25 protein-coding genes and 1 other RNA gene are annotated in these 24681 nt (G+C 58.1%); 3 read left to right on the top strand and 23 right to left on the bottom strand.

Annotation, left to right across the window (positions count from 1 at the left end; translation table 11 throughout):
• Positions 1 to 29: 29 nt before the first annotated feature.
• On the top strand, positions 30 to 512 hold the full coding sequence (locus tag IE102_RS06560; RefSeq protein WP_189485601.1) for an Hsp20 family protein: 483 nt from the start codon (positions 30 to 32) through the stop codon (positions 510 to 512).
• Between the two features lie 315 nt (positions 513 to 827).
• Here the strand turns inward: IE102_RS06560 and IE102_RS06555 are convergent, their stop codons facing one another.
• The 10 genes from IE102_RS06555 to murC form a co-directional block, all read right to left on the bottom strand.
• Positions 828 to 1172 (bottom strand): VOC family protein, encoded by a 345-nt coding sequence (locus IE102_RS06555; RefSeq protein ID WP_189485600.1) that lies wholly within the window; start codon positions 1170 to 1172, stop codon positions 828 to 830.
• Positions 1173 to 1211: 39 nt separating this feature from the next.
• Positions 1212 to 1973 carry a helix-turn-helix transcriptional regulator gene (locus IE102_RS06550; protein WP_189485599.1) on the bottom strand — a complete coding sequence of 254 codons (762 nt, stop codon included), beginning with the start codon at positions 1971 to 1973 and terminating at the stop codon, positions 1212 to 1214.
• A 65-nt stretch (positions 1974 to 2038) separates the two neighbouring features.
• Positions 2039 to 3292, bottom strand: coding sequence for a pentapeptide repeat-containing protein (locus tag IE102_RS06545; RefSeq protein WP_189486035.1), 1254 nt, complete (start codon positions 3290 to 3292; stop codon positions 2039 to 2041).
• Between the two features lie 64 nt (positions 3293 to 3356).
• Complete coding sequence (locus IE102_RS17835; RefSeq protein ID WP_229807589.1) at positions 3357 to 4364, bottom strand: DUF559 domain-containing protein; 1008 nt, start codon at positions 4362 to 4364, stop codon at positions 3357 to 3359.
• A 113-nt stretch (positions 4365 to 4477) separates the two neighbouring features.
• Complete coding sequence (gpmA, locus tag IE102_RS06530; protein WP_189485598.1) at positions 4478 to 5203, bottom strand: 2,3-diphosphoglycerate-dependent phosphoglycerate mutase; 726 nt, start codon at positions 5201 to 5203, stop codon at positions 4478 to 4480.
• Positions 5204 to 5267: 64 nt separating this feature from the next.
• The gene (locus IE102_RS06525) at positions 5268 to 5681 is read right to left on the bottom strand and encodes a hypothetical protein (protein WP_189485597.1); all 414 of its coding nucleotides are present in this window, start codon (positions 5679 to 5681) and stop codon (positions 5268 to 5270) included.
• Positions 5678 to 6508, bottom strand: a complete 831-nt coding sequence (gene folP / locus IE102_RS06520; protein ID WP_229807588.1) for a dihydropteroate synthase — start codon at positions 6506 to 6508, stop codon at positions 5678 to 5680. Before folP ends, IE102_RS06525 begins: the two co-directional genes overlap by 4 nt.
• Before the next feature lie 141 nt (positions 6509 to 6649).
• Positions 6650 to 7555 (bottom strand): UDP-N-acetylmuramate dehydrogenase, encoded by a 906-nt coding sequence (gene murB, locus IE102_RS06515; protein ID WP_189486032.1) that lies wholly within the window; start codon positions 7553 to 7555, stop codon positions 6650 to 6652.
• A gap of 5 nt (positions 7556 to 7560) precedes the next feature.
• Entirely contained in the window at positions 7561 to 7998 is a 438-nt protein-coding gene (locus IE102_RS06510; protein WP_189485596.1) for a DMP19 family protein, read from the bottom strand.
• Between the two features lie 15 nt (positions 7999 to 8013).
• Positions 8014 to 9441, bottom strand: a complete 1428-nt coding sequence (gene murC, locus IE102_RS06505; protein WP_189485595.1) for a UDP-N-acetylmuramate--L-alanine ligase — start codon at positions 9439 to 9441, stop codon at positions 8014 to 8016.
• A 163-nt stretch (positions 9442 to 9604) separates the two neighbouring features.
• Between murC and IE102_RS06500 the strand changes: the two genes are divergently transcribed.
• On the top strand, positions 9605 to 9853 hold the full coding sequence (locus IE102_RS06500) for a type II toxin-antitoxin system ParD family antitoxin (protein ID WP_189485594.1): 249 nt from the start codon (positions 9605 to 9607) through the stop codon (positions 9851 to 9853).
• On the top strand, positions 9846 to 10136 hold the full coding sequence (locus tag IE102_RS06495) for a type II toxin-antitoxin system RelE/ParE family toxin (RefSeq protein WP_189485593.1): 291 nt from the start codon (positions 9846 to 9848) through the stop codon (positions 10134 to 10136). The genes IE102_RS06500 and IE102_RS06495 overlap by 8 nt, the downstream gene beginning before the upstream one ends.
• A gap of 8 nt (positions 10137 to 10144) precedes the next feature.
• On the opposite strand, the gene IE102_RS06490 is transcribed toward IE102_RS06495, so the two are convergent.
• The 13 genes from IE102_RS06490 to IE102_RS06430 all read right to left on the bottom strand — a co-directional run bounded on the left by IE102_RS06490 (position 10145) and on the right by IE102_RS06430 (position 24680).
• Positions 10145 to 11251 carry an AI-2E family transporter gene (locus IE102_RS06490; protein WP_189485592.1) on the bottom strand — a complete coding sequence of 369 codons (1107 nt, stop codon included), beginning with the start codon at positions 11249 to 11251 and terminating at the stop codon, positions 10145 to 10147.
• Positions 11252 to 11312: 61 nt separating this feature from the next.
• Positions 11313 to 12428, bottom strand: coding sequence for an undecaprenyldiphospho-muramoylpentapeptide beta-N-acetylglucosaminyltransferase (murG, locus tag IE102_RS06485; RefSeq protein ID WP_189485591.1), 1116 nt, complete (start codon positions 12426 to 12428; stop codon positions 11313 to 11315).
• A gap of 59 nt (positions 12429 to 12487) precedes the next feature.
• On the bottom strand, positions 12488 to 13651 hold the full coding sequence (locus IE102_RS06480) for an FtsW/RodA/SpoVE family cell cycle protein (protein WP_189485590.1): 1164 nt from the start codon (positions 13649 to 13651) through the stop codon (positions 12488 to 12490).
• A 232-nt stretch (positions 13652 to 13883) separates the two neighbouring features.
• Positions 13884 to 15299 (bottom strand): UDP-N-acetylmuramoyl-L-alanine--D-glutamate ligase, encoded by a 1416-nt coding sequence (murD, locus tag IE102_RS06475; protein WP_189485589.1) that lies wholly within the window; start codon positions 15297 to 15299, stop codon positions 13884 to 13886.
• Positions 15300 to 15483: 184 nt separating this feature from the next.
• Positions 15484 to 16596 (bottom strand): phospho-N-acetylmuramoyl-pentapeptide-transferase, encoded by a 1113-nt coding sequence (gene mraY, locus IE102_RS06470; RefSeq protein WP_189485588.1) that lies wholly within the window; start codon positions 16594 to 16596, stop codon positions 15484 to 15486.
• A gap of 26 nt (positions 16597 to 16622) precedes the next feature.
• Positions 16623 to 18044, bottom strand: a complete 1422-nt coding sequence (locus IE102_RS06465; RefSeq protein ID WP_189485587.1) for a UDP-N-acetylmuramoyl-tripeptide--D-alanyl-D-alanine ligase — start codon at positions 18042 to 18044, stop codon at positions 16623 to 16625.
• A 16-nt stretch (positions 18045 to 18060) separates the two neighbouring features.
• Complete coding sequence (locus IE102_RS06460; RefSeq protein ID WP_189485586.1) at positions 18061 to 19554, bottom strand: UDP-N-acetylmuramoyl-L-alanyl-D-glutamate--2,6-diaminopimelate ligase; 1494 nt, start codon at positions 19552 to 19554, stop codon at positions 18061 to 18063.
• Entirely contained in the window at positions 19554 to 21362 is a 1809-nt protein-coding gene (locus IE102_RS06455; protein ID WP_189485585.1) for a peptidoglycan D,D-transpeptidase FtsI family protein, read from the bottom strand. Before IE102_RS06455 ends, IE102_RS06460 begins: the two co-directional genes overlap by 1 nt.
• Entirely contained in the window at positions 21359 to 21832 is a 474-nt protein-coding gene (gene ftsL, locus IE102_RS06450; protein ID WP_189485584.1) for a cell division protein FtsL, read from the bottom strand. Before ftsL ends, IE102_RS06455 begins: the two co-directional genes overlap by 4 nt.
• A complete protein-coding gene (rsmH, locus tag IE102_RS06445; protein WP_189485583.1) occupies positions 21829 to 22818 on the bottom strand; it encodes a 16S rRNA (cytosine(1402)-N(4))-methyltransferase RsmH in 990 nt (329 codons plus the stop codon). Before rsmH ends, ftsL begins: the two co-directional genes overlap by 4 nt.
• 1 nt (position 22819) lies before the next feature.
• Positions 22820 to 23287, bottom strand: a complete 468-nt coding sequence (locus tag IE102_RS06440; protein WP_189485582.1) for a division/cell wall cluster transcriptional repressor MraZ — start codon at positions 23285 to 23287, stop codon at positions 22820 to 22822.
• 594 nt (positions 23288 to 23881) lie between these two features.
• Positions 23882 to 24260, bottom strand: an RNA gene (gene rnpB / locus IE102_RS06435) — RNase P RNA component class A.
• Positions 24261 to 24293: 33 nt separating this feature from the next.
• Positions 24294 to 24680, bottom strand: coding sequence for a DUF423 domain-containing protein (locus IE102_RS06430; RefSeq protein WP_189485581.1), 387 nt, complete (start codon positions 24678 to 24680; stop codon positions 24294 to 24296).
• Between the last annotated feature and the right edge of the window lies 1 nt (position 24681).

Raw genomic sequence — 24681 nt, 5'->3', positions numbered from 1 at the left:
TCTCGCTTTAGATTAAGGAGCTACTGACTATGCGTACTCAAATCGATTTTTCTCCCCTGTATCGTTCGGCTGTCGGCTTTGACCGTCTGGTGGGCCTGCTCGACAGCGCCGCCCGTTATGACACTACCCCTGGCTGGCCGCCCTACAACATTGAGCGCCTGTCTAAGCGCGATGATGAGTCGGGCACGCTTGATTCCTATCGTATCGAACTGGCCGTCGCCGGTTTTCGTCCGGATCAACTGACCCTCGAAGTCAAGGACAATGTCCTGACCGTGTCGGGCAAAAAGGACGAAGACACAACGGAGCGCACCTTCCTGCACCGTGGTCTGGCCGAGCGTAATTTCGAACGCCGCTTCCAGCTTGCCGATCATGTCAAGGTGACTGAAGCTGAACTGGCGAATGGCCTGCTATCGGTAACCCTGGCCCTTGAAGTGCCCGAAGCCAAGAAGGCCAAACAAATCGCCATCAAGACTTCGGCCAATGTGACCCAGGTGCTCGAAGCCGCCGAATAAAGCGTTTTTGTGTGTAGCTTTGCGTTAGGTCACCGTATCGGCCTCTCTCCGGTGTGGTGGCCGCGCCAGAAGTTTCTGACATTCCCCACGTCGTCCCCGACAGATGAGCATGCCAACAACTTTTGGCACCAAGGGGATGGCATGACCTGCCATTCCCAAGGCTGGCTTTAGGCTGGCCTGACGGAGGGCGCACCGCCGCTAACGGTTGCGCCCTCCGTTTATCGCTTTTGTTGTTTTCTTCCCTTAGTCCCCTAACCTTCATAACCTTGCGGCCTTTGATCGGCGGCAGGGTTTCTTTTTGTCAGGTCGCATCGGTCAGGCGGCTTCGGCCTTATAGAGGCAAAATACCCGCAACCGGTGACCGTCGGGATCAAGGGCCACAAACCCTAAACCAAAGCCCATATCGGTCGGTATTTGCGGCAACCGCACACAGGCATCCCACAGATGCTCATAGGTACGCACCACCCTGTCGGCATCGGTCATGACAATATCGATCTTATGCGCCGTCACCGGATTGCCCGACACCAGTTCCAGACGCATATCTTCGGTTACAAAGACGGCGTGGTCAGCCGAGTTTCCGACCGCCTCACACCCCAGCAAAGCGGCATAAAATCGGGCACTTATGGCCACATCGCACACCTGTAATTTGACCGGTTCCATGATTGCCCCTCATAATGAACAGAGCGACCCTAACCAAACCTAATGCCAGCTTTTGTCAGCAGCATCACGCATCGGTTCGCGTCCACCACCGCGACTATCCCATTTCGCCTGCGCGCAGGCCTCTTCGTCGCGCCAGTCCTTAAGCAGCGACAACCGACGGCGCGGATAACGTTCCGTGGCCACTGTCAGGCTTTGGATACGGTCAGAGCGAAAATGCCTGAAATTGCTGCGCGTTTCGCACCACGCCACCAGCACCCGCGCCCGCTCCCAAAAGCCGAGCGCCACCGGCCAGATGACGCGGTTGGTCACCACCTCATTGACATCGCTATAGAGAATATCGAGCTTGCGCTCATGGCGCATAGCTTGGCGGATCATAGCCAGATGCTTATCTTCCTGCTCGGTCGGGGCCAGTTCCTTCCAGTTCGAGACCATCAGGCCTGATGTTTGCAGACCGTCGCGGACATCTTCGGGCAGGACCGCGGAAATCTTGGCCAGAGCGTTGGTCGCCGCCGCACTTAAGGACTTATCGACCCGGCCCGCCACCCACTGCGCCCCCAGCGCCAGCGCCTCGATCTCCTCCAGCGACAGCATCAGCGGCGGCAACATAAACCCCGGCCGCAGCACAAAGCCGACCCCGGCTTCGGCTTCGATATCAGCCCCCTGCGCCCGCAGTTCGCCCATGTCACGGTAGAGGGTGCGCAGAGAGATACCCAGTTCCTGCGCCAGAAACTCACCCGACACCGGATAGCGGTGCCGTCGCAGAATTTGCAGCAGATCAAACAGGCGTTGGGTGCGCGACATGGGACAATTCCTGAATAGCCGCATCTGTTTTACCGCATTTAAATGAGAACAAAAGCAGAATTTAGTTATTCCGCGATTTTCCCGCGCAGGCCCATGCAGATGACATTTTCCAGCGCTTCAAGCTTAAGCTGCGCCCCCTCCATATTGGAACGCGAAATATCGGCTCCGTCCAGCTTGGCCATACGCAGGTCAGCATGAGTGAAATTGACGTTGCGCATCCGTCCGTCCGACAAATCGGCAGGCATGTAGCGGTCCTTGGCGATCATCAGCGCGCCGAGTTTCGCCCCTTCGAGATTGGCCCCGTCCATACGCACCCTGGTCATGCGGGCCCCGCGCAGGTCAGCCCCGCTAAGGTCGCAGTTGCGCATATCCGCTCCGTCAAGCTGCGAGCCCTGAAGCTGAATGCCACGCATATCCAGGCCGTAAAACACAGCCCCCTTGGCCGACAAAGCCGCCAGATTAAAGCCCTTGATCGATTTCAAACCACGCAGATCGGCCTTATCGAACACCGACGGCGTGCCCTCCTTGCCGATCGTGCTGACCCACAAAGCGTGCTGACGCAACATGTTGCCGTAGGGCAAATCGGTGATGTCCTGGCCCACCGGCTTGTCGGTCAGAACCCCGGTCATGTCGGTTTGCGACACCCGCCACATGTCGGTCTTGGCCCCGATCAGCACGGCATCTTTCAGCGACGCGCCTGAGACATCTGCCCCGGACAGATTGGCCCCTTCGAGGTCGACATTGTCCATGATCGCCTGTTTCAGGTTGGCCCGCGACAGGTTGCACGATTTCATGATGGCGTCGGTGAAATCAGCCTTCATGGCCTGAATACCGGTCAGCTTAGAGCGCTCAAGATTGGCCCCGCGCAGGTTGGCATAGGCGGCTTCTGAGGCCCGTTCGGAAATTTCGCGGTAAACAAGGCCGGTTTTCTTATCCGGCATGGCCATGGCGCCTTCGCGCAGGTCAGCCTCGAACATATCGACGCCTTCGAGATTGGCACCGCGCAGACACGCCCCGCGCAGATCGACCCGCCTGAGGCTGGCCCCCTTAAGGCACGACAACTGAATATCGACACAGTATAGGTTTGAGCCGTCCAGCACCGCCCCGGTCAGGTCGCAATCGACCATGATGGCACCGGTGAAATCGGCATCTTTCAGGACGCGGCCCTTCATCGACAGGCCCGACAGGTCACACCACGCCAGCTTGGCGCGCATACCGCCGGGTATGCCCTTCATCAGCCGCTCATGCTTCAGGCAGACCTGATCCAGTTCCGCTTGAGTCATGCGGGTAAAGCTATAATCGGCCGCCGCAGCGCTCATACTCACGCCAACTTTCCTAAAAGTTTCAGGCGTTAAGCATAGGTAAGAAGTCTTAACTTAGGCTTTATTCTGATAGAAAACCGAGCTCGCGCAAGGCGTGCGCCACCTCAGTACCGGGCCGCACAAAAAGGCTGCGGTAGCCTTTTAGCCCCAGCGCCGCCAAACCCTCTTCGTAGGATATGCACGGGTCGGGTTCGTATTCGCCGTCAAAGCCAACTCCGTCTTCGCTTTCGGCTATACGCGGACGGCCCGTTTCCAGAAAATGCACGAAACCGGCAATCAGTGGATAGGCTTCGTCGTTCAACAGCCCGGCCTCGACCTCGACGCCGGCTGTTTGCAGACGCACAACCCCGGTGTGGGAGGCAAATGGCGACGGATCGGGGCAAGCAAAAATGACTTTTGTCACGCCCGCCGCCACCAGTTTTTCCGAACAGGACAACCCTCCGCCAGAGCGCTGACCGCACGGTTCCAATGTCACATAAACCGTAGCCCCTGTGGAAGCAGCGCCCGCCTGTTCCAGCGCCATCTCTTCGGCATGGGGCCTCCCGCCGGAGCCGGTGAAACCTTCGCCGACGACGGCACCATCCTTGACGATGACGCAGCCTACCGCCGGATTGGGCCAGGTCGTCCCCGGCCGCGCGAGCGCAATCGCCCGGCGCATGAATGAATCCCCCTCTCCCCGTTCACGGGGAGAGGGCTGGGGTGAGGGGCTTCTTTCTTGCATGCTTGGAAGATAGCAGAATTCGGGTGATTGCACTACATCAGCAATCCGCCCCTCGCCAATGGCCACAATCGTCTCCAGTATCGGCTCGATATCGCGCAGCACATCGGCCTGCCAAAAGCGCGCGACCGCCCAACCATTGCCCGTCATATAGCGATTTCGCACGTCATCATGCGGATTACCAACATGCTGGCTGCCGTCGATTTCCACGACCAACCTGATCTCACGACAGGCAAAATCAGCGAAGTATGGCCCAATCGACAACTGACGGACAAATTTCAGACCGTTGACCTGACGGTTGCGCACATGATGCCAAAGCCGCGCTTCGGCATCATTCTCGACCTTGCGCAATTACCGTGCGCGGTTTGTCGCCTTCGTGTCTGGCCCTCGCATGTCAAGAAGCCCCTCACCCTAGCCGGCACGGGCCGCCCCGCTCTCCCCGCGTGCGGGGAGAGGGAATCCACTTATGACGACAACGCGCCTAAGACCGGCAAAGTATTGGCGCGGTCGACATCAAGGTAATGGGCCGACATCGGCCGCAGATTGTCATCCAGTTCGATCACCAGCGGATTGCCGGTCGGGACTTCAACCTCAAGAATCGCCGCATCGCCCAGATCGAACAGCAGCTTGATAATGGCGCGGATCGAATTGCCGTGAGCGGCGACCAGAACGGTCTCACCCTTTTTCAGCTCCGGCACGATCGTAGCTTCCCAGAACGGCAGGACGCGATCCAGCGTAGTTTTCAGGCTTTCAGTCAGCGGCAGGACTGATCCGGCATAGCGGCGGTCACCGGCGAAATCATAGTCGCTACCGGCCTCAAGCTCCGGCGGCGGCACATCGTAAGACCGGCGCCAGATCTTGACCTGATCTTCGCCGTGCAAGGCTGCCGTTTCGGCCTTATCCAGCCCGGTCAGGCCACCGTAATGGCGCTCATTCAGCCGCCAGTCCTTGATCACCGGCACATAGGTCTGACCCGCCGCATCGAGCGCCAGATTGCAGGTACGGATGGCGCGCGTCAGAACCGACGTAAAGGCCAGGTCGATTTCGATGCCCTGCTCTTTGATCAGTTCACCGCCGCGGGTCGCCTGCGCCTCACCCTCAGCGGTCAGGTTAACATCAACCCAGCCGGTGAAGCGGTTTTCCAGATTCCACTGGCTTTGGCCGTGGCGCAGAAGGATAAGCTTGGGCATGGGTCACCTGTTCAAATATTGAGTTATCACAAGGCTATAAAAGCCCCCAAATAATGACGCAAGGCTATTTCTTCTGATTGAGCCACGGCTCATCGTGGCAAATACCGTCCCAAGGTTCAGGCTTGAGCCAGAACTGAAAACGGTAAACATCTTTGCGCGTTCTGAGACAGCGCGGACAGGTTGGTGATGGTACATAGCCTGGCCAGTATAGCGTTTGTTCAGAATCGGCGGCCTTCGTGTCAATATGCTTTCTGCATCGTGGACAGCGGACGCAGTAGTAGCTGAGAAAAAGAACCGTCGTCAGCAGATAAATTGCCACCATAATTCCGGCTTCAACCCATGTCAGCTCAGATCCGGAGGCGTCAGTTTCCCCCAAAGCAGCAGACAAGATCGCCACATTGAATAGGACAAACGGAAAACCACTGAGTATATAAAATCCGCCTCTGAGCCGCCACCTTACTTTCCAGCCTAACGTCATCTTAACGCCCCCCAAATCCGCAAAGCCTGCTTCATCGCCTGAACGTCGTGAACGCGCACCATCCTGGCACCCAGTTCAATGGCTTTCAGATGCACGGCAATGGTGCCACCGATGCGCTCATCAGCCGTTGATGGACCGGCCCCTTCGCGCTCCTCTAAGGCGGCAATAAAGCGCTTACGCGACGCGGCCATCAGCAGCGGAAAGCCATGCGCGGCCAGTCGCCCCGTAGCGCGGATCAGGCTTAGGTTATGATCCAGCGTCTTGCCAAAGCCGATACCGGGATCAAGCCAGATGCGTTCGCGCGCCACCCCTGCCGCCATCGCCCCCTCGGCGCGGGCCAAAAGATAGGCTTCGACTTCCGCCACCACATCGTCATAGCGCGGCTCAGACTGCATGGTCTGGGGGTCACCCTTCATGTGCATCAGGATGATGTCACAGTTAAGGTCGGCGGCGGCCTCCAGACTGCCCTCGCCTTCCAGCGCACGGATATCGTTCCAGATGTTCGCCCCTGCGGCCACAGCGGCGCGGGCGACTTGCGCTTTGAAGGTATCAATACTGATCGGGCCGTTCCAATCCCTGCGCAGCCCTTCGATCACCGGCACAACGCGGGCAATCTCATCGGCCGCACTGACCGGAACGGCCCCCGGACGGGTGGACTCGCCACCGATATCGAGCACATCGGCACCCGCTTCGATCAGGGACTTAGCCTGCTCAATGGCCGACGCATGCAGAAAAAACCGCCCGCCATCGGAAAAGCTGTCGGGCGTAACATTGACCACCCCCATGATCAGCGGGCCGTTTCGGATACGTAACTCTGCAAGCGCCATTTTTACCCCACCACCATCTGCGCCCTCTGGGCTTGATGGTTCCCCTCCCCTCCAAGAGGGGAGGTTCTTCAGACTAGAACGCCCCCTGTTGCAGGGGGAGCTTATCTTTGATCAATACAATCAAAGATAAGAGGGGGTAAATCACTTCCGCCCCACCCGTTTGATTTCCCAGTTGAGCTCAACGCCTAACCGGTCTTTGACCTCAGCGCGGACGGTATCGCCCAGACCTTCAAGGTCAGCGGCGGTCGCGTCGCCGGTATTGATCAGGAAATTGGAATGCAGTTCGGAAAACTTGGCCCCGCCGAACAGCTTGCCGCGCCAACCCGCCTCATCGACCAGTTTCCACGCCGAGTGACCTTCGGGGTTTTTGAAGGTCGATCCGCCGGTCTTTTCGCGGATGGGCTGGGTGGTTTCGCGCCGAGCGGTGATTTCGTCCATGCGATCCATGACGGCCACCGGATCATCGGGCGTACCCTGATAAAGCGCGCCGGTATAGATCAGGTTTTCCGGTACTGAGTGCCGGTAGGTGTAACCCATGTCTTTGTTCGACAAAATCACCCGCTCACCGGCCCGCGTTAAGGCATAGGCTTCGACCAGCACGTCCTTGGTTTCCGAACCATAGCAGCCCGCATTCATGACGATCGCCCCGCCTATCGTCCCCGGCACACCGGTGTAGAACTCCAGATCACCGATGCCGTTTTGCGCGGCGACCTTGGCAACCTGTTTATCGAGTGCTGCCGCTCCGGCATAGATGCGGTTATGATCCATCAGGCGGATATCGGCAAAGCCCTTACCCAACCGAATGACCACGCCGTCCACGCCGCCGTCACGCACCAAAAGGTTGGAACCGACACCGACCGTCATGACCGGCACAGCGGGATCGAGTGCCTTTAAAAAGGCTTCCAGATCAGCCTCATCCGCCGGCAGGAAAATCACATCCGCGGGCCCGCCAACCCGGAACCAGGTGAACGGCGCCATGTCGGCATGGGTCATGATCCGCCCTCGAACGGCAGGGAGATTGTCGGTCCAGCTATTTGGCAAAGTCATCATTCCTAATTGATCGCCTTTGAGGCATAACGATTTGCGGCAACGTGAAAACCATCAGCCTCTTCATCCAAAAGCTCCCAAAACCTTACATCTTCAAAGAAGAAAGGATCAGGCAGTTCACTCAAGCGTTCTTGCCTCTCATCCCGATCTTGAGGGTATGGTGTTCCCAAAATATCCATCGACTGCTGGAGAATTTCGGCAGTTTCCAGCATTCCCAGCGCCTTAAAACCCTCAACAGCTTCTTTTGCTAGAACACCCGTAGAGTTATCAAAGAACTGATCTATTCCACCATTTCGAATTTCGCTTTGAGCCCAGTGTGTGGCGAACAAATGCTGAGAAACTTGAGGCATTTTTTTAAACTCTGCCAGAAAGACATCATAGCCATCGTAAATACTAACGACTTCCCAGTATGGTTCGACCAACGTCCAATAAAGATTCGCCATTGTCCCACTTCCTGCTTAGGATGCCGCACCATCCAATTGCCCCGGCAGGGCATAGGCCCACTGCGTGATGTCACCGGCGCCGAGCAACACCACCAGATCGCCTGGCTTGGCTTCCGCGCGGATCAGTTCGGGCAAGGCCGCCGGGCTTTCCAGCGCGATGGCATTGCGGTGGCCAAAGCGGTGCAGACCGTCAACCAGCGCGTCCTTGGACACACCTTCAATCGGCGCCTCACCGGCGCTGTAGACATCAGCCACAATCACCGTATCGGCGTCATGGAAGCAGCTTGAGAACTCGGCCATCAGGTCGCGCAGACGGGTATAGCGGTGAGGCTGCACGACGGCGATGACGCGATTTGTGGTCACCTGACGGGCGGCCTTGAGCACAGCCGCAATCTCAACCGGATGGTGGCCGTAGTCATCAATCACGCGGATGCCGTCTTTGGTCACACCGGTCGTCGTAAAGCGGCGTTTAACCCCGCCGAACCCGCCCAGCCCCTTACGGACATCGGCCTCACTCACACCCAACTCAAAAGCAATCGCTATGGCCGCCGTGGCGTTGGAGACATTGTGGTTGCCGGTCATCGGCAACTTCAGCTTTTCCCAGGTAAAGGCGTCGGCATCGCGCGGCGAAAAAACCACGTCAAAGCACGCCCCGTCGGCGCTGAATTCGATGTTGGCGCAGCGCACCTCAGCCTGCGGGCTTTCGCCGTAGGGGATCAGGCGGCGGTTATCGACCTTGGCCGCCAGAGCCTGCACTTCGGGATGGTCGATGCACACACAGGCAAAACCGTAAAACGGGATATTCTCCACGAAATCGACAAAGCCTTTTTTGACGGCTTCGAAATCACCCCAGTGGTCAAGGTGCTCGGCGTCGATATTGGTAACGATGGCCAGCGTCGATTTCAGGCGCAGGAACGAGCCGTCCGATTCATCGGCCTCAACCACGATCCAGTCGCCGTCACCGACCTTGGCATTGGTGCCATAGGCGTTGATGATGCCGCCATTGACGACTGTGGGATCAAGCCCGCCGGCATCCAGCAGCGTGGCGACCATGGAGGTTGTGGTGGTCTTGCCGTGGGTGCCGCCGACCGCAATGGAGAACTGCAAACGCATCAGTTCGGCCAGCATTTCGGCGCGCCTGACCTGCGGGATGCGGCGTTTGCGGGCCTCAATCATCTCAGGGTTATCGGCCTTAACCGCCGTCGAATAAACCAGCGCACAGACGCCGTCGGTGACATGTTCGGGCGCGTGGCCGATGAAGATTTTCGCGCCCAGCTTTTCGAGGCGTTCGGTGTTGGCGGAGGCCTTGGCATCCGAGCCCTGCACGGCATAGCCGATTTTCAGCATGATTTCAGCAATACCGCTCATGCCGATGCCGCCGATGCCGACGAAGTGGACGGGGCCAAGATCAAACGGGGTCGGGCGGAGCTTTGAAGCGGTCATGTAAGGCTTAACATCACTATTATGAATTGAAGGTGGGGTTTGCGTTTAAACCATAGCGCGGGAGGTGTCACTTGGGATTTTTGGCACATGGTACGATCGGAACAGGTAGGAATAGTTCGGAATATATGCCATATTCATGAGTAACTGTTTGGGAGTTTTAGATATGGCCAAGATTTCAATTTCCATGACCGATGGCATGAACGACTATGTTCAGGCGCGCGTCAAGGCCGGTGAATATAACAACACGTCTGAATATTTCCGCGATCTGGTCCGGCGGGATCAGGAAAATGCGGCAAAATATATGGCCCTGAAACAGGCTATTCAGGATGGACTGGATAGCGGGATAAGCGACAAGTCCATAGATGATGCTTGGGCAGAAGCTGATAGAGAATATGACGCCCAAAATGGCTGACTTCAAATTATCACATCTGGCTTTTGAGGATTTGAAAGACATCGCGAAATATACGCGTCACAATTATGGTGCCGCACAGTCGCAGAAATACCGGGCCAGTCTGAAAGCCAGTTGCGAGGCTCTAAGTCAGCATCCCAGTCTGGGGCATGAAGCTACGGTTGCGCAGGGCTTGAGGGCCTTTGACCACCAATTTCACACGATCTATTATGTGCCCACAGACAAAGGCGTTTTGATTGTTCGCATTCTGCACCAAAGCATGGACGCCAGACGCCATCTGACCTGACCCTTTATCTACCTTCTCAGGCCCTTTAAAAACCCGAAAATCCCCGGCGTTTTGGTCTCTTTGGTATCCGGTTCGGCGCGGGCGGCACTGATCGGATCATCTAGCACCTTACCGACATAGAGCTTAAGCACCAGCGTATAGATCACCACCGTCAGCGGCGTGGCAAACAGGATGCCCATAGGCCCCAGTAGCGTGCCAAACGCAATCACCGCAAACAGGGTGACGACGGTCGGTATTGAGGCCACATGCTTTTGCACCATCGGCGTAATCACATTGCTTTCCAGTTGCGACACCCCGACATAGATAGCGAGCGCCCACAGAAACGTCGGCAGGCCCTCAGACCCTGCCAGCAACAGCCCCGGCCCGGCGGAGACAATCGGCCCAACAATCGGCACGAACTGCGCAAGGCCTGAAATAAGACCCAGCGCCAAAGCCGATTCAACGCCGACAATCGACAAGCCAATAGCGGTCAGCGACCCCACCAGCACCATAGAAAAGGCCTGAGCCAGCAACCACATCTGAAGGGATTTGCCACTATCGTTCAGGCATTCCTTGGTCAGGGCGCGTTGCGACTTGGGGAACAGCATCACAATGCCGTCGCGATAGCTGCCCGGACGCATGGCCAGGAATATGCCGCCGACGATCGCCACCACCAGATTGGCCAGGGTTGCGAACACCTCACCGGCAATCTTGGGTGCCATCGAGATCAACTGACCGGCCTTTTGCCCCAGACTATCGATCTGCTCATGCACAAAGGTGCCCGTCGGCGTACCATTAATCTGAACCTCAAGTCGGTCCCAGGCCGCCGGCATCTGCTGCCACAGATCCTCGATCTGGCGCGAAATCTGCCAGCCAAAAAAGTAAAATGCGCCGGTTAAACCTGCGATCAAAATCACCAAAGCCAGCAAAATGGATACAGGTTCCGGCACCTTAAGATAACGGATGAGCGGTTCGGATACCGCGCGCAAAATGACCGCAACGATGATAGCGCCAAAAATCAAAAGCCAGATGCTGACCAACTTGAGCGCCAATGCGCTTAAGGCCACAATCAACAGAATGAACAGCACACGCTGAATGAAACCGGCGGTCACGCCTTCGCTGTCATGCTTGGACATAGAATCCCCTAATCTTGCCCGATAAAACTATCACGCAACGCATAAAGACGCGCTAATGAAATCAGACCTTTTTCGCCACGGTACGTTCAACCAGATCGGCCAGCCGTTTGGCGGCGTCGGCGCGCGCGACAGACCGTGCGCACACCGCCATGCCCTTGAGGCGCACCGGCTGGTCGATCAGGGTCTTAATCGCCTCGGCCAGGGTTTCAGCATCGGCGTCGTCTTCATTGATGACGACCGCGCCGCCCGCCTCTTTCAGCACTTCGGCGTTGAAAAACTGATGATTGTCCGCGGCAATCTTGAGCGGGATCAGCACGGACGGTTTTCCGGCCACCGCCAACTCGCAACAGGTCGAGGCACCGGCCCGGCCGATGACCAGATGGGCACGTTCCAGACGCTGCGCCATGTTGGTGAAAAACGGTGCGATGTCGGATTCGATGCCCGCTTCGGCATAGATGACTTTCGCCTGATCGACCTGTTCGGCGCGGGTTTGCTGCTCAACGCTTAAGCTTATCCGCAGCGATGCGGGTAGCAGGGCCAAAGCCTGCGGCACGGTCTCCGACAGGATCTTCGCGCCTTGAGAGCCGCCGGTGACCAAAATCCGGATCGGCTTGAAGCTGTCCGGATAAGGCTTGTCATATAGAGCGCGGATATCGGGGCGGACGGGATTGCCGACCACCTCGACCTTACCCGTCAGGGCTTCGGGGGCCATCTTCAAGGTCGGAAAGGCGCAAGCCACGGCATCGACGCGGGTGACCAGTTCGCGGTTTGAGCGCCCCAGCACCGAATTTTGTTCATGGATCAGGGTGGTATCTGAGCGGGTAATAGCGGCGATCAGGGCGGGATAGGACGGGTAACCACCAAAGCCGATCACCGCATCAGGTTTCAGCCTTGCAAAGGCTTTGCGTGCCTGTAGCACGCCGGTGGCGATCTTGATCCCGGCGCGGATCATGCCGATAATATCGCCGCGCTTAAAGGTGGCGGCTTCAAGTGACAAACGCTCAATGGCCGGGAAGTTTTCAGCATAAATCGCGCCGCGTGTATCTGATGCCAGCACGATCCGCCAGCCGCGATCAATCAGCTCCCGCGCCAGAGCCTCGGCCGGGAACATATGGCCGCCGGTGCCACCCGCCGCCACGACAGCGAGTTTGGAATCTTTTTGTTTCTTATCGGCCACGGTCACTACTTTCTTAATTCAAAACCACCTTAAAATTGGGAATTTTAAGGTGGACGAACCTACCACTTGGTCGGGTCTTTGTCGTCATTGACCGGCAATTCCCCTGAGCGCTTTCGGGTCAGGGCCAGAATAAAGCCCATCGTCAACCCCATAGCCAGCAAGGACGATCCGCCATAAGAAATAAATGGCAAGGTCATGCCCTTGGGCGGAATGACGCCTAAGTTGACGCTGATGTTGATAAATACCTGCGTCCCCAGCATGATGTAGAGGCCTGACGTGGCGATCTGGCGGAACGGATCGCTCATCGACATAGCCTTGATCAGGCCGCGAATAACGATAACCCCAAAGACCAGAATGATCGCCAGCGACCAGAATAGGCCCGCCTCTTCACCGATCACGGAATAGATAAAATCGGTATGCAGATCAGGGATGAAGCGCTTTTGCGTGCCTTCGTTGATACCCTGCCCCCACAGGCCACCGTTGGAAATCGCCGACAAGCCCGCATTGACCTGATATTTGTCACCGTCCGGATTGATAAAGCCCATGATGCGGTTGCGAAAGTGCGGCTGCACGAAAAACAGCCCAACCAAGGCCGCCATGACACTGGCCCCCAACCCGACGATCCAGCGCACCGGCACGCCGGAGATAAAGAAACAGGCGCCGAACGCGATGGTAATCAGCAAGGATTGCCCCACATCCGGCTGAATGAGCAGCAGCGCCACCGCCAGCACATAAAGGCAAAAGGCGATGGTCACCCCCGGCACGCCCTTGCCTTTTTGTCCTTCGGCAAACATCCAGGCAATCAGGATAATCAAGGCGGGCTTGAGGAACTCAGACGGTTGCAGCTTGAAAAAGCCCAGGTTCAGCCAGCGCTGCCCACCCTTTGAGGTATGGCCGATGAACGGCAGCAGGATCATAATCAGGATCGAGACGCTGTAGATAGCGGCACTGACGCGCTTGACGCCTTTCAGTGACAGCATGGAAATCGCCATCATCACCGATATCGCCGCCACTGCAAACAGGATATGGCGCTGGGTGAAATAGATCGGCGAATGGGCCCCAATCTTGGCCGCCGCCACCGGCGATGACGAGAACGAAAACAGCAGCCCGACAATGATCAGCGACGCGACCATGACCATGGTGGCGCGATCAACCGTCCACCACCACATGGCCATCGGCCTGCGGTCGGTGCGGGAAAAAGCCTGAGCGAAACCGGTGGCCATGATCTCACCTGAAAATGACGGATTATGCGTAAGGCTTCAGGTTTAGAGGATGAGGGTTAACGGATGTTAACTGTGCTGAAATTTTTATGGTCAGAACTCCCCTGATGCAGGGGGAGCTGATGATTTTGAGACCTCAAAATTATCAGACGGGGTTAAGGTGCCGTAAGTTACCCCCTCTGAAACCAAACGAGTTTGATTTCATCTCCCCCTCCAAGAGGGGGAGTTCTTAGAGTTAGGACGCCGCCCCCGCAATAATCGACTTCGATATCTCCGCCACCGCGTCCTTGAACGCATCCCCACGGGCCTCAAAATCCGGGAACTGGTCAAAGGACGCACAGGCCGGTGACAGCAGCACGACCTCTGGCTTGCCGGTCTTTTCAGCCTCGGCATAGGCCTGAGCCACGGCGGTAAACAAATGGCGCGATTGAACGCAAGGGGCTGCGGCACCTATCGTTTTTTCAAACAACTCCGCCGCTTCCCCGATCAGGAAAGCCCCCTTCACCCGCGGGAGCAGATCCGACAGGCTCTCGATCCCACCGGCCTTGGCACGGCCACCGGCAATCCAGTAAAACTGATCATAGCTCGACATGGCTTGCCGTGCCGCATCAGCATTGGTGGCCTTGGAATCGTTCACGAAACGCACCTTACCGATCCGGCCGATTTCCTGCATCCGGTGATCAAGGCCCGGGAAGGATTTCAGCCCCGCCGCGATGACCTCTGCGCTTAACCCCAGCGCCTTACAGGCACTATAGGCCGCGCAGGCGTTTTGCCAGTTGTGCCGCCCGACCAGTGAGCGCGCTGTTTTCAGATCGAACACCGCCTTGGCGCGATCGGTCGTGGCGTCATAGATCATGCCGTTCAGGGCATAGACCCCGCGCCCCAAGGTTCGGCGGGCGGAAATCGGGATCAGTTTGACCGACGGATGAGAATTCATCTCGGTCAGCACCCCTTGCGTCCACTGATCATCGGCGCCGATTACCGCGGTCTCGGATGCGCCCTGACCCGCAAAGATGCGCAGCTTGGCCTTGATATAACCGTCCATATCGCCGTGGCGATCCAGATGATCCGGCGAAAAGTTCATCAGCACCGACACGTCAGGCTTGAAACTATGGGTCAGGTCAAGCTGGTAGCTGGAGGTCTCAATCACATAGACACTGCCCGGCTCAATCGCGGGCAGATCGAGCACGCCGATGCCGATATTGCCGCCGACATGAACGTTTTTACCCGCAGCTTTCAGGATATGCCCGATCAGGGCGGTGGTCGTCGATTTGCCGTTGGTGCCGGTAATGGCGATGGTTTTCGGGCGCTTACGCTCCGGCAAGGCATTAATGGTGCGGGCAAACAGTTCGATGTCGCCCAGCACCGGCACATTCGCTGCGTTTGCCGCCACCACCGACCAGTGCGGTTCAGGGTGGGTCAGCGGCACACCGGGCGACAGCATCAGGGCGTCAATCTCAGACCAGTCGGCGGATTTCAGGTTCTCAATCGTGAAGCCTTCTTTGGTAGCCGCCAGCATGTTCTGAGGCTTATCGTCCCACAACAGAGGCTCCGCCCCCCCGGCTTTCAACGCGCGCGCGGCGGTTAAGCCTGAACGACCCAGACCGAAAATGGCCACCCGTTTGCCTTCAAAACCTTTGACCGGAATCAAACCGAACTCTCCATAAAGATGCCCCCACCACCACATCTCGCCCGTAAACGGGCTTCGTGCGGTCCCCCTCCCCAACCGAGTTGGGGAGGTATTATTTTGTTATACCTCCCCAGTTTACTGGGGAGCCGGGCGGCCGGTGCCGGGGACCGCGACCATTGATGGTCGTGGTGGTGGGGGCCCTTGCTTACCGTAACTTTAACGTCGCCAGACCAATCATGGCCAGCAACGCCGCGATGATCCAAAACCGGATAACCACCGTCGATTCCGCCCAGCCCAGCTTTTCAAAATGGTGGTGGATCGGCGCCATCAGGAACACGCGCTTACCTGTCAGCTTGAAATAGCCGACCTGAATCATGACCGACAGGGCTTCCACAACAAACAGACCGCCGACAATGGCCAGCACGATCTCATGCTTGGTCGTCACCGCGACCGCCCCTAAACCGCCGCCCAGAGCCAGCGATCCGGTATCGCCCATAAATATCTTGGCCGGCGGCGCATTGTACCACAAAAAGCCCATGCCACCGCCGATAATGGCCGCACATATAACGGCCACATCGCCAACGCGCGGCACAAAATGGACATTCAGATAACCGGCAAATACATAGTTGCCGACGAGGTAGGAAATCAGCGCAAAGGCGCCGGCGGCAAAGATAACCGGCACGATAGCGAGGCCATCCAGACCATCCGTCAGGTTGACCGCATTGGATGCGCCGATAATGACCACAGCCCCAAACACGACATAAAACCAGCCCAGATTAAGCAGGAAATTCTTAAACACGGGCACGGCCAGTGAGGTATGCAATTCCGGTGAGGTCGGCGACTGAGGCCCGAACGCAACCAAAGCCCACACGGCAATAACAGCGACAACCGTCTGCGCAATCAGTTTCTGTATCGACGACAAACCGGCTGAGGATTGCTTGGTCACCTTGGCGTAGTCATCGATAAAGCCTAAGCCGCCGAACGCCAGCGTTACCCCCAGCACCACCCACACTGCCGGGTTACTGAGGTCCGCCCATAGCAGGGTCGCCACCAGAATACCGGCCAGAATCATCAGCCCACCCATGGTCGGCGTGCCTTTTTTGGTCAACAGGTGTCCGGCGGGACCATCTTCGCGGATCGGCTGGCCCTTACCCTGCTTTGAGCGCATCCAGCGGATGAAGCGCGACCCCAGGGCCACCGCCACGATCCATGACGTCGCCAGCGCCAGCGCAATGCGCACCGTCAGATATTTCAGCAGGTTCAGCAGCGGAATATGGTTCGCCATCCCCGCATATTGTTCGTAGAGCCAGTAAAACATGAACCGTCTGAAACCTTAAACCAGAATTATACTAAAGAAGCGGCAATCAGGCCCGCCTTGGAGCCGTTGGAGCCCTTTATCATGACCACATCACCCGATTGCAAGTCCGCTTTTAACGGCGCGATCAATTCGGATGCCGTGGGCGCATAGCCCCCCTGAAGGGCGGGCGGTACTATCTGCCACAGATTGGTCATCAGCGGCCCCGCGCAGTAAACCTTATCAATGGCTTGCGCCTCAATCACACCCAAAAGTCCGGCATGAAGAGCGGCCTCATCGGGCCCAAGCTCCAGCATGTCGGTCAGTACGACGATTTTACGCTGATCGGCAGAAACGCTGCGCGCCCCAAGCGATTCGATGGTCGCGGTCATCGAAATCGGGTTGGCATTATAACTTTCGTCGATGACCGTAATGTCTTTGCCGTCAACCGTGACATGGCGCACGCTGCCGCGTCCGGCCAGAGGGCGGAAATCCTCTAACGCAGCGATAGCGACTTTTAAATCAACCCTAAGCGCTTGCGCCATCAGCAGCACCGACATGGCGTTAACCGCCTGATGCTTTCCGGTCGTGTAGAGTTTGAAGTCATAGCTCTGGCCGTGGATTTCGGCCTGAATGCGGGCATAGTCGCCATCAGGATCGCTTATGACATCATAACCGGTCAGGAGCGCATCAGCCCCGACGCTTTCACCGAATGACGCAACCTTCGCATCGATCGCCTCAGCCCGCGCCTTAAGATCATCAAACCATTTATTGTCGGCATTGAGGATGGCCAAACCGCCGGGTTGCAGCCCGTCAAAAATCTCGGCCTTGGCCTTGACGATCCCCAATTCTCCGTCCGGGAAGTTTTCAGTATGGACCGCGCCGACCGTGGTGATGATGACCGCATCGGGGGCCACAAATTTTGACAGCGGGGTAATTTCATCAGCGTGGTTCATGCCGACTTCAAACACCGCGCGCTCGGTTTCGCGTGGCATCCGCACCAGGGTGAGCGGCACGCCGATGTGATTGTTAAAGCTCTTGATCGCCGAATGGGCCCGACCGGCGCGTTTTAAGGTCGCCATGACCATCTGAGTGACCGAGGTCTTACCGACACTACCGGTCACCGCGCCACGTTTGCAGCCAATCGCCCGGTCGCGAGCATAGACGGCGGCGGCCTCTAACGCCGTCTGCACATCGTCCACCACGCAGCAGACCGCGCCGTCTATAGCGCGTTCCGTGACGCAAAAGGCCGCTCCGGCCTTGTACGCTCCGGCCACAAAGTCGTGGCCATCGCGCGCGCCTTTGAGGGCCAGAAAGATATCACCGACCTCAATGGCGCGGCTGTCGAAATTGACGTTAGAGGCATGGACCGCAATGGCATCCTGATCACTAAGGTGTTCGCCCGTCGCGTCAACCAGTGTGCCGCCCACGGCCTGCGCCCATTCCTTTGCCGTCCACAAAACTTCGGTCATGCGAGGTTACGCGCCTTTATTGGTTTAAGGCTTCAAGCACTACACCGGCGTCATCGAAAGGCAAGATGTCGCCCTTGATAATCTGGCCCTGCTCGTGACCTTTTCCGGCCACCACCAGCACATCGCCGGGTGCAAGCTCACCCACCGCCGCAAAAATAGCCGCCCGGCGATCCCCGATATCTTTATAGGCACCCGTGCCGGTCATGCCCGCCATCACCTCAGCCCGAATGACCTCAGCCGCTTCGGAGCGCGGGTTATCGTCGGTAACAAAGCTCAGGTCCGACAGGCGCTGGGCGATGCCGCCCATGATCGGCCGCTTGGTCTTATCGCGGTCACCGCCGCACCCAAAGACACATAGCAACCGGCCTTTGGTATGGGGGCGCAGGGCCTTTAAGACCGTTTCCAGCCCATCAGGTGTGTGGGCATAATCGACATAGATTTCCGCGCCATTGGGTTTCGTGCCGACCCGCTCAAGACGGCCGCGCGCGCCGGTCAGGTGAGTTAGCGACGCCAGCACATCATCAATCGCCTCCCCGGCCGCCAGACACAACCCCGCCGCAACCAAAGCATTCGACGCCTGAAACAGACCGGCCAGCGGTAGCTTGACCTCATAGCGTTTGCCATAGTGATCAAGGTGCAGGATCTGGCCATCGGCAATCAGATCGCGCTGGATGAGGGTCAGGTGCTGACCGCGTTCACCCACGCTCATGACATTGGCGCCCGACATGATCGCCGTCGCCGCAAAGGCGTTATAGGCATCCGAATCGGCATTAAGCACGGCTTGTCGTCCGCGTGGCAAAAGCTGCTCAAACAGGCGCAGCTTGGCCTGACGATAGCTGTCCATCGTGGCGTGGTAATCGAGGTGATCCTGCGTCAGATTGGTGAAACCGGCTGCTGTAAGCGTTACGCCGTCCAACCGGCGCTGATCAATCCCATGCGATGACGCCTCCAGCGCCATATGGGTGACACCATCGGCGGCAAGCTCTGCCATATAGCGCGCCACATCGGCGGCATCGGGGGTCGTAAGCCCCGGTGCGGTAATGGCGGTTTCCACAATCCCGTCCTGCTTGACAACGCCGAGCGTCCCCATGCTGGCCGATTTACGGCCCATATGGGCAAACATCTGCCGGCAGAACGTCGCCACCGACGTCTTGCCATTGGTGCCGGTGATCGCCACGCAGGTTTTGGGTTGCGCGCCATAAAACGTCTTGGCCGCCAGCGCATAGGCGCGGCGGACATCGGCAACCTTTATCAGGCTGTCGATATTATCGACGACGGTTTTCAGTTGCGTCTTTGCGCCATCGTCCGGCGTTAAAATCGCCGCCGCCCCCGCCGCCAGAGCCTGTGGGATAAACTCACGGCCATCGACCTTGGTGCCGGGCAGCGCGCAGAACAGCACGCCTTCGCCCACCTTACGGCTATCGGCGGTGATGCCGGTGACGACCGGATCGTGATCCAGATCGCGGCGCAGGATATCGGACAGCTTCATTCCGGTTTTGGCCACACTCATCACTGACCTCCCGATACGGGCATGGCCGGGGGTGCCGGAACGGATTGAGCGCCGCTTTGGACTTCGGCCACGACCGGAGCCTTGTCCCACTCCGCCTGAGTAAACTTGTCTTCCTTGCGCGCCACGCCAACAAACGGCGCTATGCGGTCAATGACACGGCCAGCCACAGGTGCCGCCACAAACCCGCCGGTGCGCAGGCCCGATGAGGCTTTTGAGCCCTTGGGGTCATCGACCATGATCAGCACCATGTAGCGGTCGTCTTCGATCGCGCCATCGGTTGGGAACACGGCCACATAGCTGGAGAACAGGCTGGAGCGCAGGTAACGGCCATCGACGACGCGTTCCGCCGAGCCCGTCTTGCCGCCCACCCGCAGACCCGGCGCATTGGCACGCGTACCCGTGCCGCGGATGCCGTTGATACGCATGAGGTCGAGCATCTGGCGCGAGGTATTGGCCGAAAAGACCCGCGCCCCGTCAAGCACCTGACCCGGCTGATGTTTGCGCACGGTCAGCGGACGCAGATAGCCGCCATTGGCCACCGCCCCAAACGCCTGAGCATAGGCGAGAGGTGAAATCGACATGGCATGACCAAATGAGGTCGACGCCAGAGTGCTGGCTGTCCATTTTTTGGCAATGATCGGGCGGGCCGATTCATAAAGTTCGGTATCCGCCGCCCGGAACAGGCCCAGATTATCATAGAACTTGGTCATGGTATCGATGCCGACACTTTCGGCCAGTTGCGACACCCCGATGTTGGAGGAATGGATAAACACATCCTCCAGCGTCATGACGCGATTCTCAGCGTGATAGTCGGAAATCTTACGGCTGCCGATCTTAAACGGCGCGCGGGCATCAAAGACTGAATTGATCGAGGCGGTGCCGGTCTCAAGCCCGATAGCCACCGAAATCACCTTAAAGATAGACCCCATTTCATAGACCGCCGCCGCCGCACGGTTCTTCTTTTCGTTCTCGGAAAAACTGCCGGCGCGGTTCGGATCATATTCCGGCCAGCTTGCCATGCCCAAAATCTCACCCGTGCGCACATTGGTGACGATGCCGATGGCTCCTTGCGCCTGCTGATCGACCGCCGCCGCGCGCAGTTCGTTCTCCAGCGCGCCCTGCACCCGCAGATCCATAGCCAGTTCAACCGGCACCCCGCCGTGCGCGGCTATGCTCAGATCAATGTCATCATTGAGCGCACGTTCGGCCCCGGCCACACCCTTGCCGCCGCGTTCGGTAGCACCAATATAGCTGGCGCCCGTGATGCCCAGCGGATAGGTGCGCACCCGCACGGGCTCGAAGATCAGACCCGGCAAGCCATAGTTCAGGATACGTGCCCGATCCGAAGGTTTCAGCCAGCCCGCGATCCGCGCCCGGCCATCGCCGCGCAGGGCCTTATCGATCGTTTCCAGCGACACATCCGGCAAAAGCTGGATCAGCGCCCGCTTCACCAGCGGCCGGTCAGACGCCATCATATCGGTCGGATCGACATAGAGAATGAAGTTTTCGCCGTCAGCGGCCAGCAGCGCGCCGTTGCGATCGACCAGTTCAGAGCGCGCCCCCGGCGACACCGGCGCACCAGAGACCCCATCGACGCCGCTAAACAGCGCCGCCTTAACAGCAAAAATCATCAGCACTGCAAACATGCAGGCGATGAGCGCCAGAATGAAAAAGATGCGCTGGGCGGTATTTTCCTGGGTCTGCCCTTCGACATGGGCGCGCTCAAAGGCGTGCTCGACCTTCCAGACGCTGTCGGCCACCCACTGAAAGCCACCAGACGATGGGACAAACGGAATAGAATATTTCATCGCGTGCCCTCCACCGTATGTTCGATCACCAGCGGTTCTGTGGTGGTTGTATCCGTCGTGGGCGCTACCGGCGGCACTGCCGAAGGCGCTTCCGGCATAGGCGGCACAGGCGAGGCTGGCCGTTCAACACCGCGCACACCTGCACCCTGCCCGCGTGAGATTTCCACCAATGAATCAAGATTGGCTTCGTGGCGGGAATCGACCGGCTTCATGCCCAGATAGACCGAGGCCAGCGCCTCAATCCGTTTCGGTTGTTCAAGCTGAGCGACCGCCGCGCGCAGAGTTTGCACCTGCTCGGCCTCAGCCACGATATCGCGCTTGAGGGCTTCAAGGCGTTTTACGTCGGCGTCTTCGCGCATCTTGATCCAGCCGAGGCCAAACATCATCGCCAGACACAGCACAATGCCGACCAGTTCCACCAGCCGGACTCCGCGCACGCGTTGCTCGAACACATTCAACAGGCCGTTCATGACCGCACCTTATTCGTCGAAGGTTTGCCGGAAACAGTTTGTTCAGACCACGTTGCCGCCGCCGTGCGCCGTCCGGCCCTCAGCTTGGCCGAACGCGACCGCGGATTGCGCGCCAGTTCAGCGTCTGACGGCCCCTGCGCCTTATGGGTGACCAGTTCGTAAGTCGGATCATTGGCCGCCTTGACTTCCGGGGCATAACGCGATCCCGACGGCAGCTTACCGCAACGCTCGGCAAAGAAGTTTTTGACGATCCGGTCTTCGAGCGAGTGGAAGGTCACCACCGCCAGCACGCCGCCCGTTTTGATAACCGCTTCAGACACTTCGAGGGCGCGCTCAAGCTCACCCAGTTCGTCATTGACCGCAATACGCAAGCCCTGAAAGGTGCGCGTCGCCGGATGGACCGGAGCCCCTCTGCGCCCACCCAGAGCCCGCTCGACCACCTCAGCCAGATCGAGTGTGCGCTCAAACTTTTGCTCGGCGCGGCGGCGCACGATGGCAGCAGCAATACCACGCGATTTACGCTCCTCACCGTAGAGCCAGATAACGTGGGCGATATCCTCGGCGCTGTCTTCGTTGACGATATCGGCGGCTGAGCGGCCATCGATACTCATACGCATATCGAGCGGCCCGTCACGCATAAACGAAAACCCGCGCTCGGCCTCATCAAGCTGCATGGACGAGACACCGATATCGAGCACAACCGCATCGACGGCCTCAACACCCACATCCGCCAGCCCTTCGGCCATTTCCGAGAACGGGCGGTTGATCCACTGAAAGCTGTCCGGAAACTCAGCCGATACCGCATCTACATAGGGCTTTACACGGGCATCGCGATCAAAGCCAATGACCCTGGCACCATGCTCCAGAAACGCGCGTGTATAACCACCCGCGCCAAAGGTGCCATCGACGACCAGCTTATCCTTGATATCGCCCAGAGCCGTCAGAACCTCATCAAGCAGCACCGACATGTGAACAGATTGGGACATCTTAAGCCCCCCTCTGCGACAGGACTTCGCGGGCAAGCTGATCCTGCTCAGCCTGATAGGCAGCGTAGGCCGTGGGCTCCCAGATCTGGAAACGGTCATAAAGGCCGACAATCAGCGCCTTATCGCTCAGGCCGAATTTGAGACACAGACTATCCGGCAAGGTAATGCGGCCCGCCGCGTCAAAGCTTAAGCGGTGCATCCCCCCATAAATCTTGTGCTCCAATGCCCTGCGGGCCGGCGATCCCACGGCGTAACTTTCAATAAGCTGGCGATAACGGTCAAAAAATTCTGCGCCGCCACCTTCAAGGCAGTCGGCTTCGATCGAGGCAAAGCAATAGACGCCCTCAAAGGCATCAGGGGTGGCAGCTTTTGGGCCTGCGGAACCTGAATTCGCGGTCGTGCGGAAGTCCTGCGGGATCAGCAATCTCCGCTTGGCATCAAGCTGCTTCTCAACATGTGAGAGAAACACCCCTCGCACTCAGGCTAAAATCTGCCCGCTCCCTTTTCACAACCTACGGTGCGCGCCAGCCCGCCCGGCGCACCTCATCCGACGACTAATATAGGGTTAACATGGGATGAATTGGGATGCAATGACTCCAAATGACACTTTTGGGGAATTTCGACCCAAAAACAACAACTTGGAACAAATTAAGAACACGGCGTTTCACGGCTATTTTCGGCGTAACAGATTGAATCGGCGTTAATATGCAGGGGAAATGGGTGCAGATTATACTCCCCTGCCTTTGGCGGGGGAGGTGGCATTGAGCGCAGCGAAATGACGGAGGGGGGAGGCTAGAGGCTCACCAATTAAGGCAAATAGTTATAAACAACTAGGAAGCCACCACCCCGCCAATGAATTGGCGGGGTCCCCCTCCCCGGCACGCCGGGGAGGTAAAGCTCGATAAAGCGAAAAATTCTTGAAGAGTCGCTTCTAGCCTCATGGCTTCAAAAGAATTTTTCACAGCTCCGATAACGCGAAAAAGTATTTTGCCCGCTTGGGCAAAAACTTTCTTCGCGAGGAGATGTTTTTAGTTGCGCTAACGCTTCGCTCCTTGAGCGCGAAAATATCAGATGGCCTGTAAGCCGGGTTCTGTACGCGTTGCCGCGTGGCGATCATTCCTCTGGGCGACTCATTGCTGAGCCGCTCAAGCAACCGACCCGGACGTGCTGGGGTAGTAACACCCTGTAAAGCCGAAACCTTACGCGCCGCCCCTATTTGGTTTTGCTCCGGACGGGGTTTACCGTGCCGTTCATGTTACCATGAACGCGGTGCGCTCTTACCGCACCCTTTCACCCTTACCGACTCCGAAGAGTTGGCGGTTTGCTTTCTGTGGCACTATCCCTGGGGTCACCCCCGGCGGGCGTTACCCGCCGTCCTGTTACCGTGGAGCCCGGACTTTCCTCGAAACCCGCAAAGGTTCCGCGACCGCCCGGCCATCTGATACGCGTTTCTTTGCGCGTAAATCAGATTGAAATCAAGGGTTCTGCGGTTTTTCAAACAGCTTAAGCCCCGACCCAATCAGTATGCCAAGCCAGCCCACCATAGACAGGGTGCCCCCGACCGGGGCCAGCATCGGCAACAGGCCAGCCCCGCGCGTCACCCGCATGACTATATCACCGGCAAACACACCCGCACCGGCCAGCAGCAGCAAAAGCACCGCCAATTTCAGCTTTGGCCCCAAAATCTGCGTCGGCAGCAGGCCGATCACGACCGCGGCGTGGAACAGCAAAAACATACCTGCCGTCGTCAGGCGCGGATCGGCATGCGCCCCCGCCGCCAACAGCATGACGCCCGCCAGCCCCCACAGACCCGAAATCATCAGGATCAGCGCGTCAAAGCCTTTGATCGGCACCGGGTTCATA

Source organism: Asticcacaulis endophyticus (assembly GCF_014652575.1).
Taxonomy (GTDB): Bacteria; Pseudomonadota; Alphaproteobacteria; order Caulobacterales; family Caulobacteraceae; genus Asticcacaulis; species Asticcacaulis endophyticus.
The sequence above is the reverse complement of the archived record's forward strand: the minus strand, read 5'-3'. Positions and strand labels throughout refer to the sequence as shown.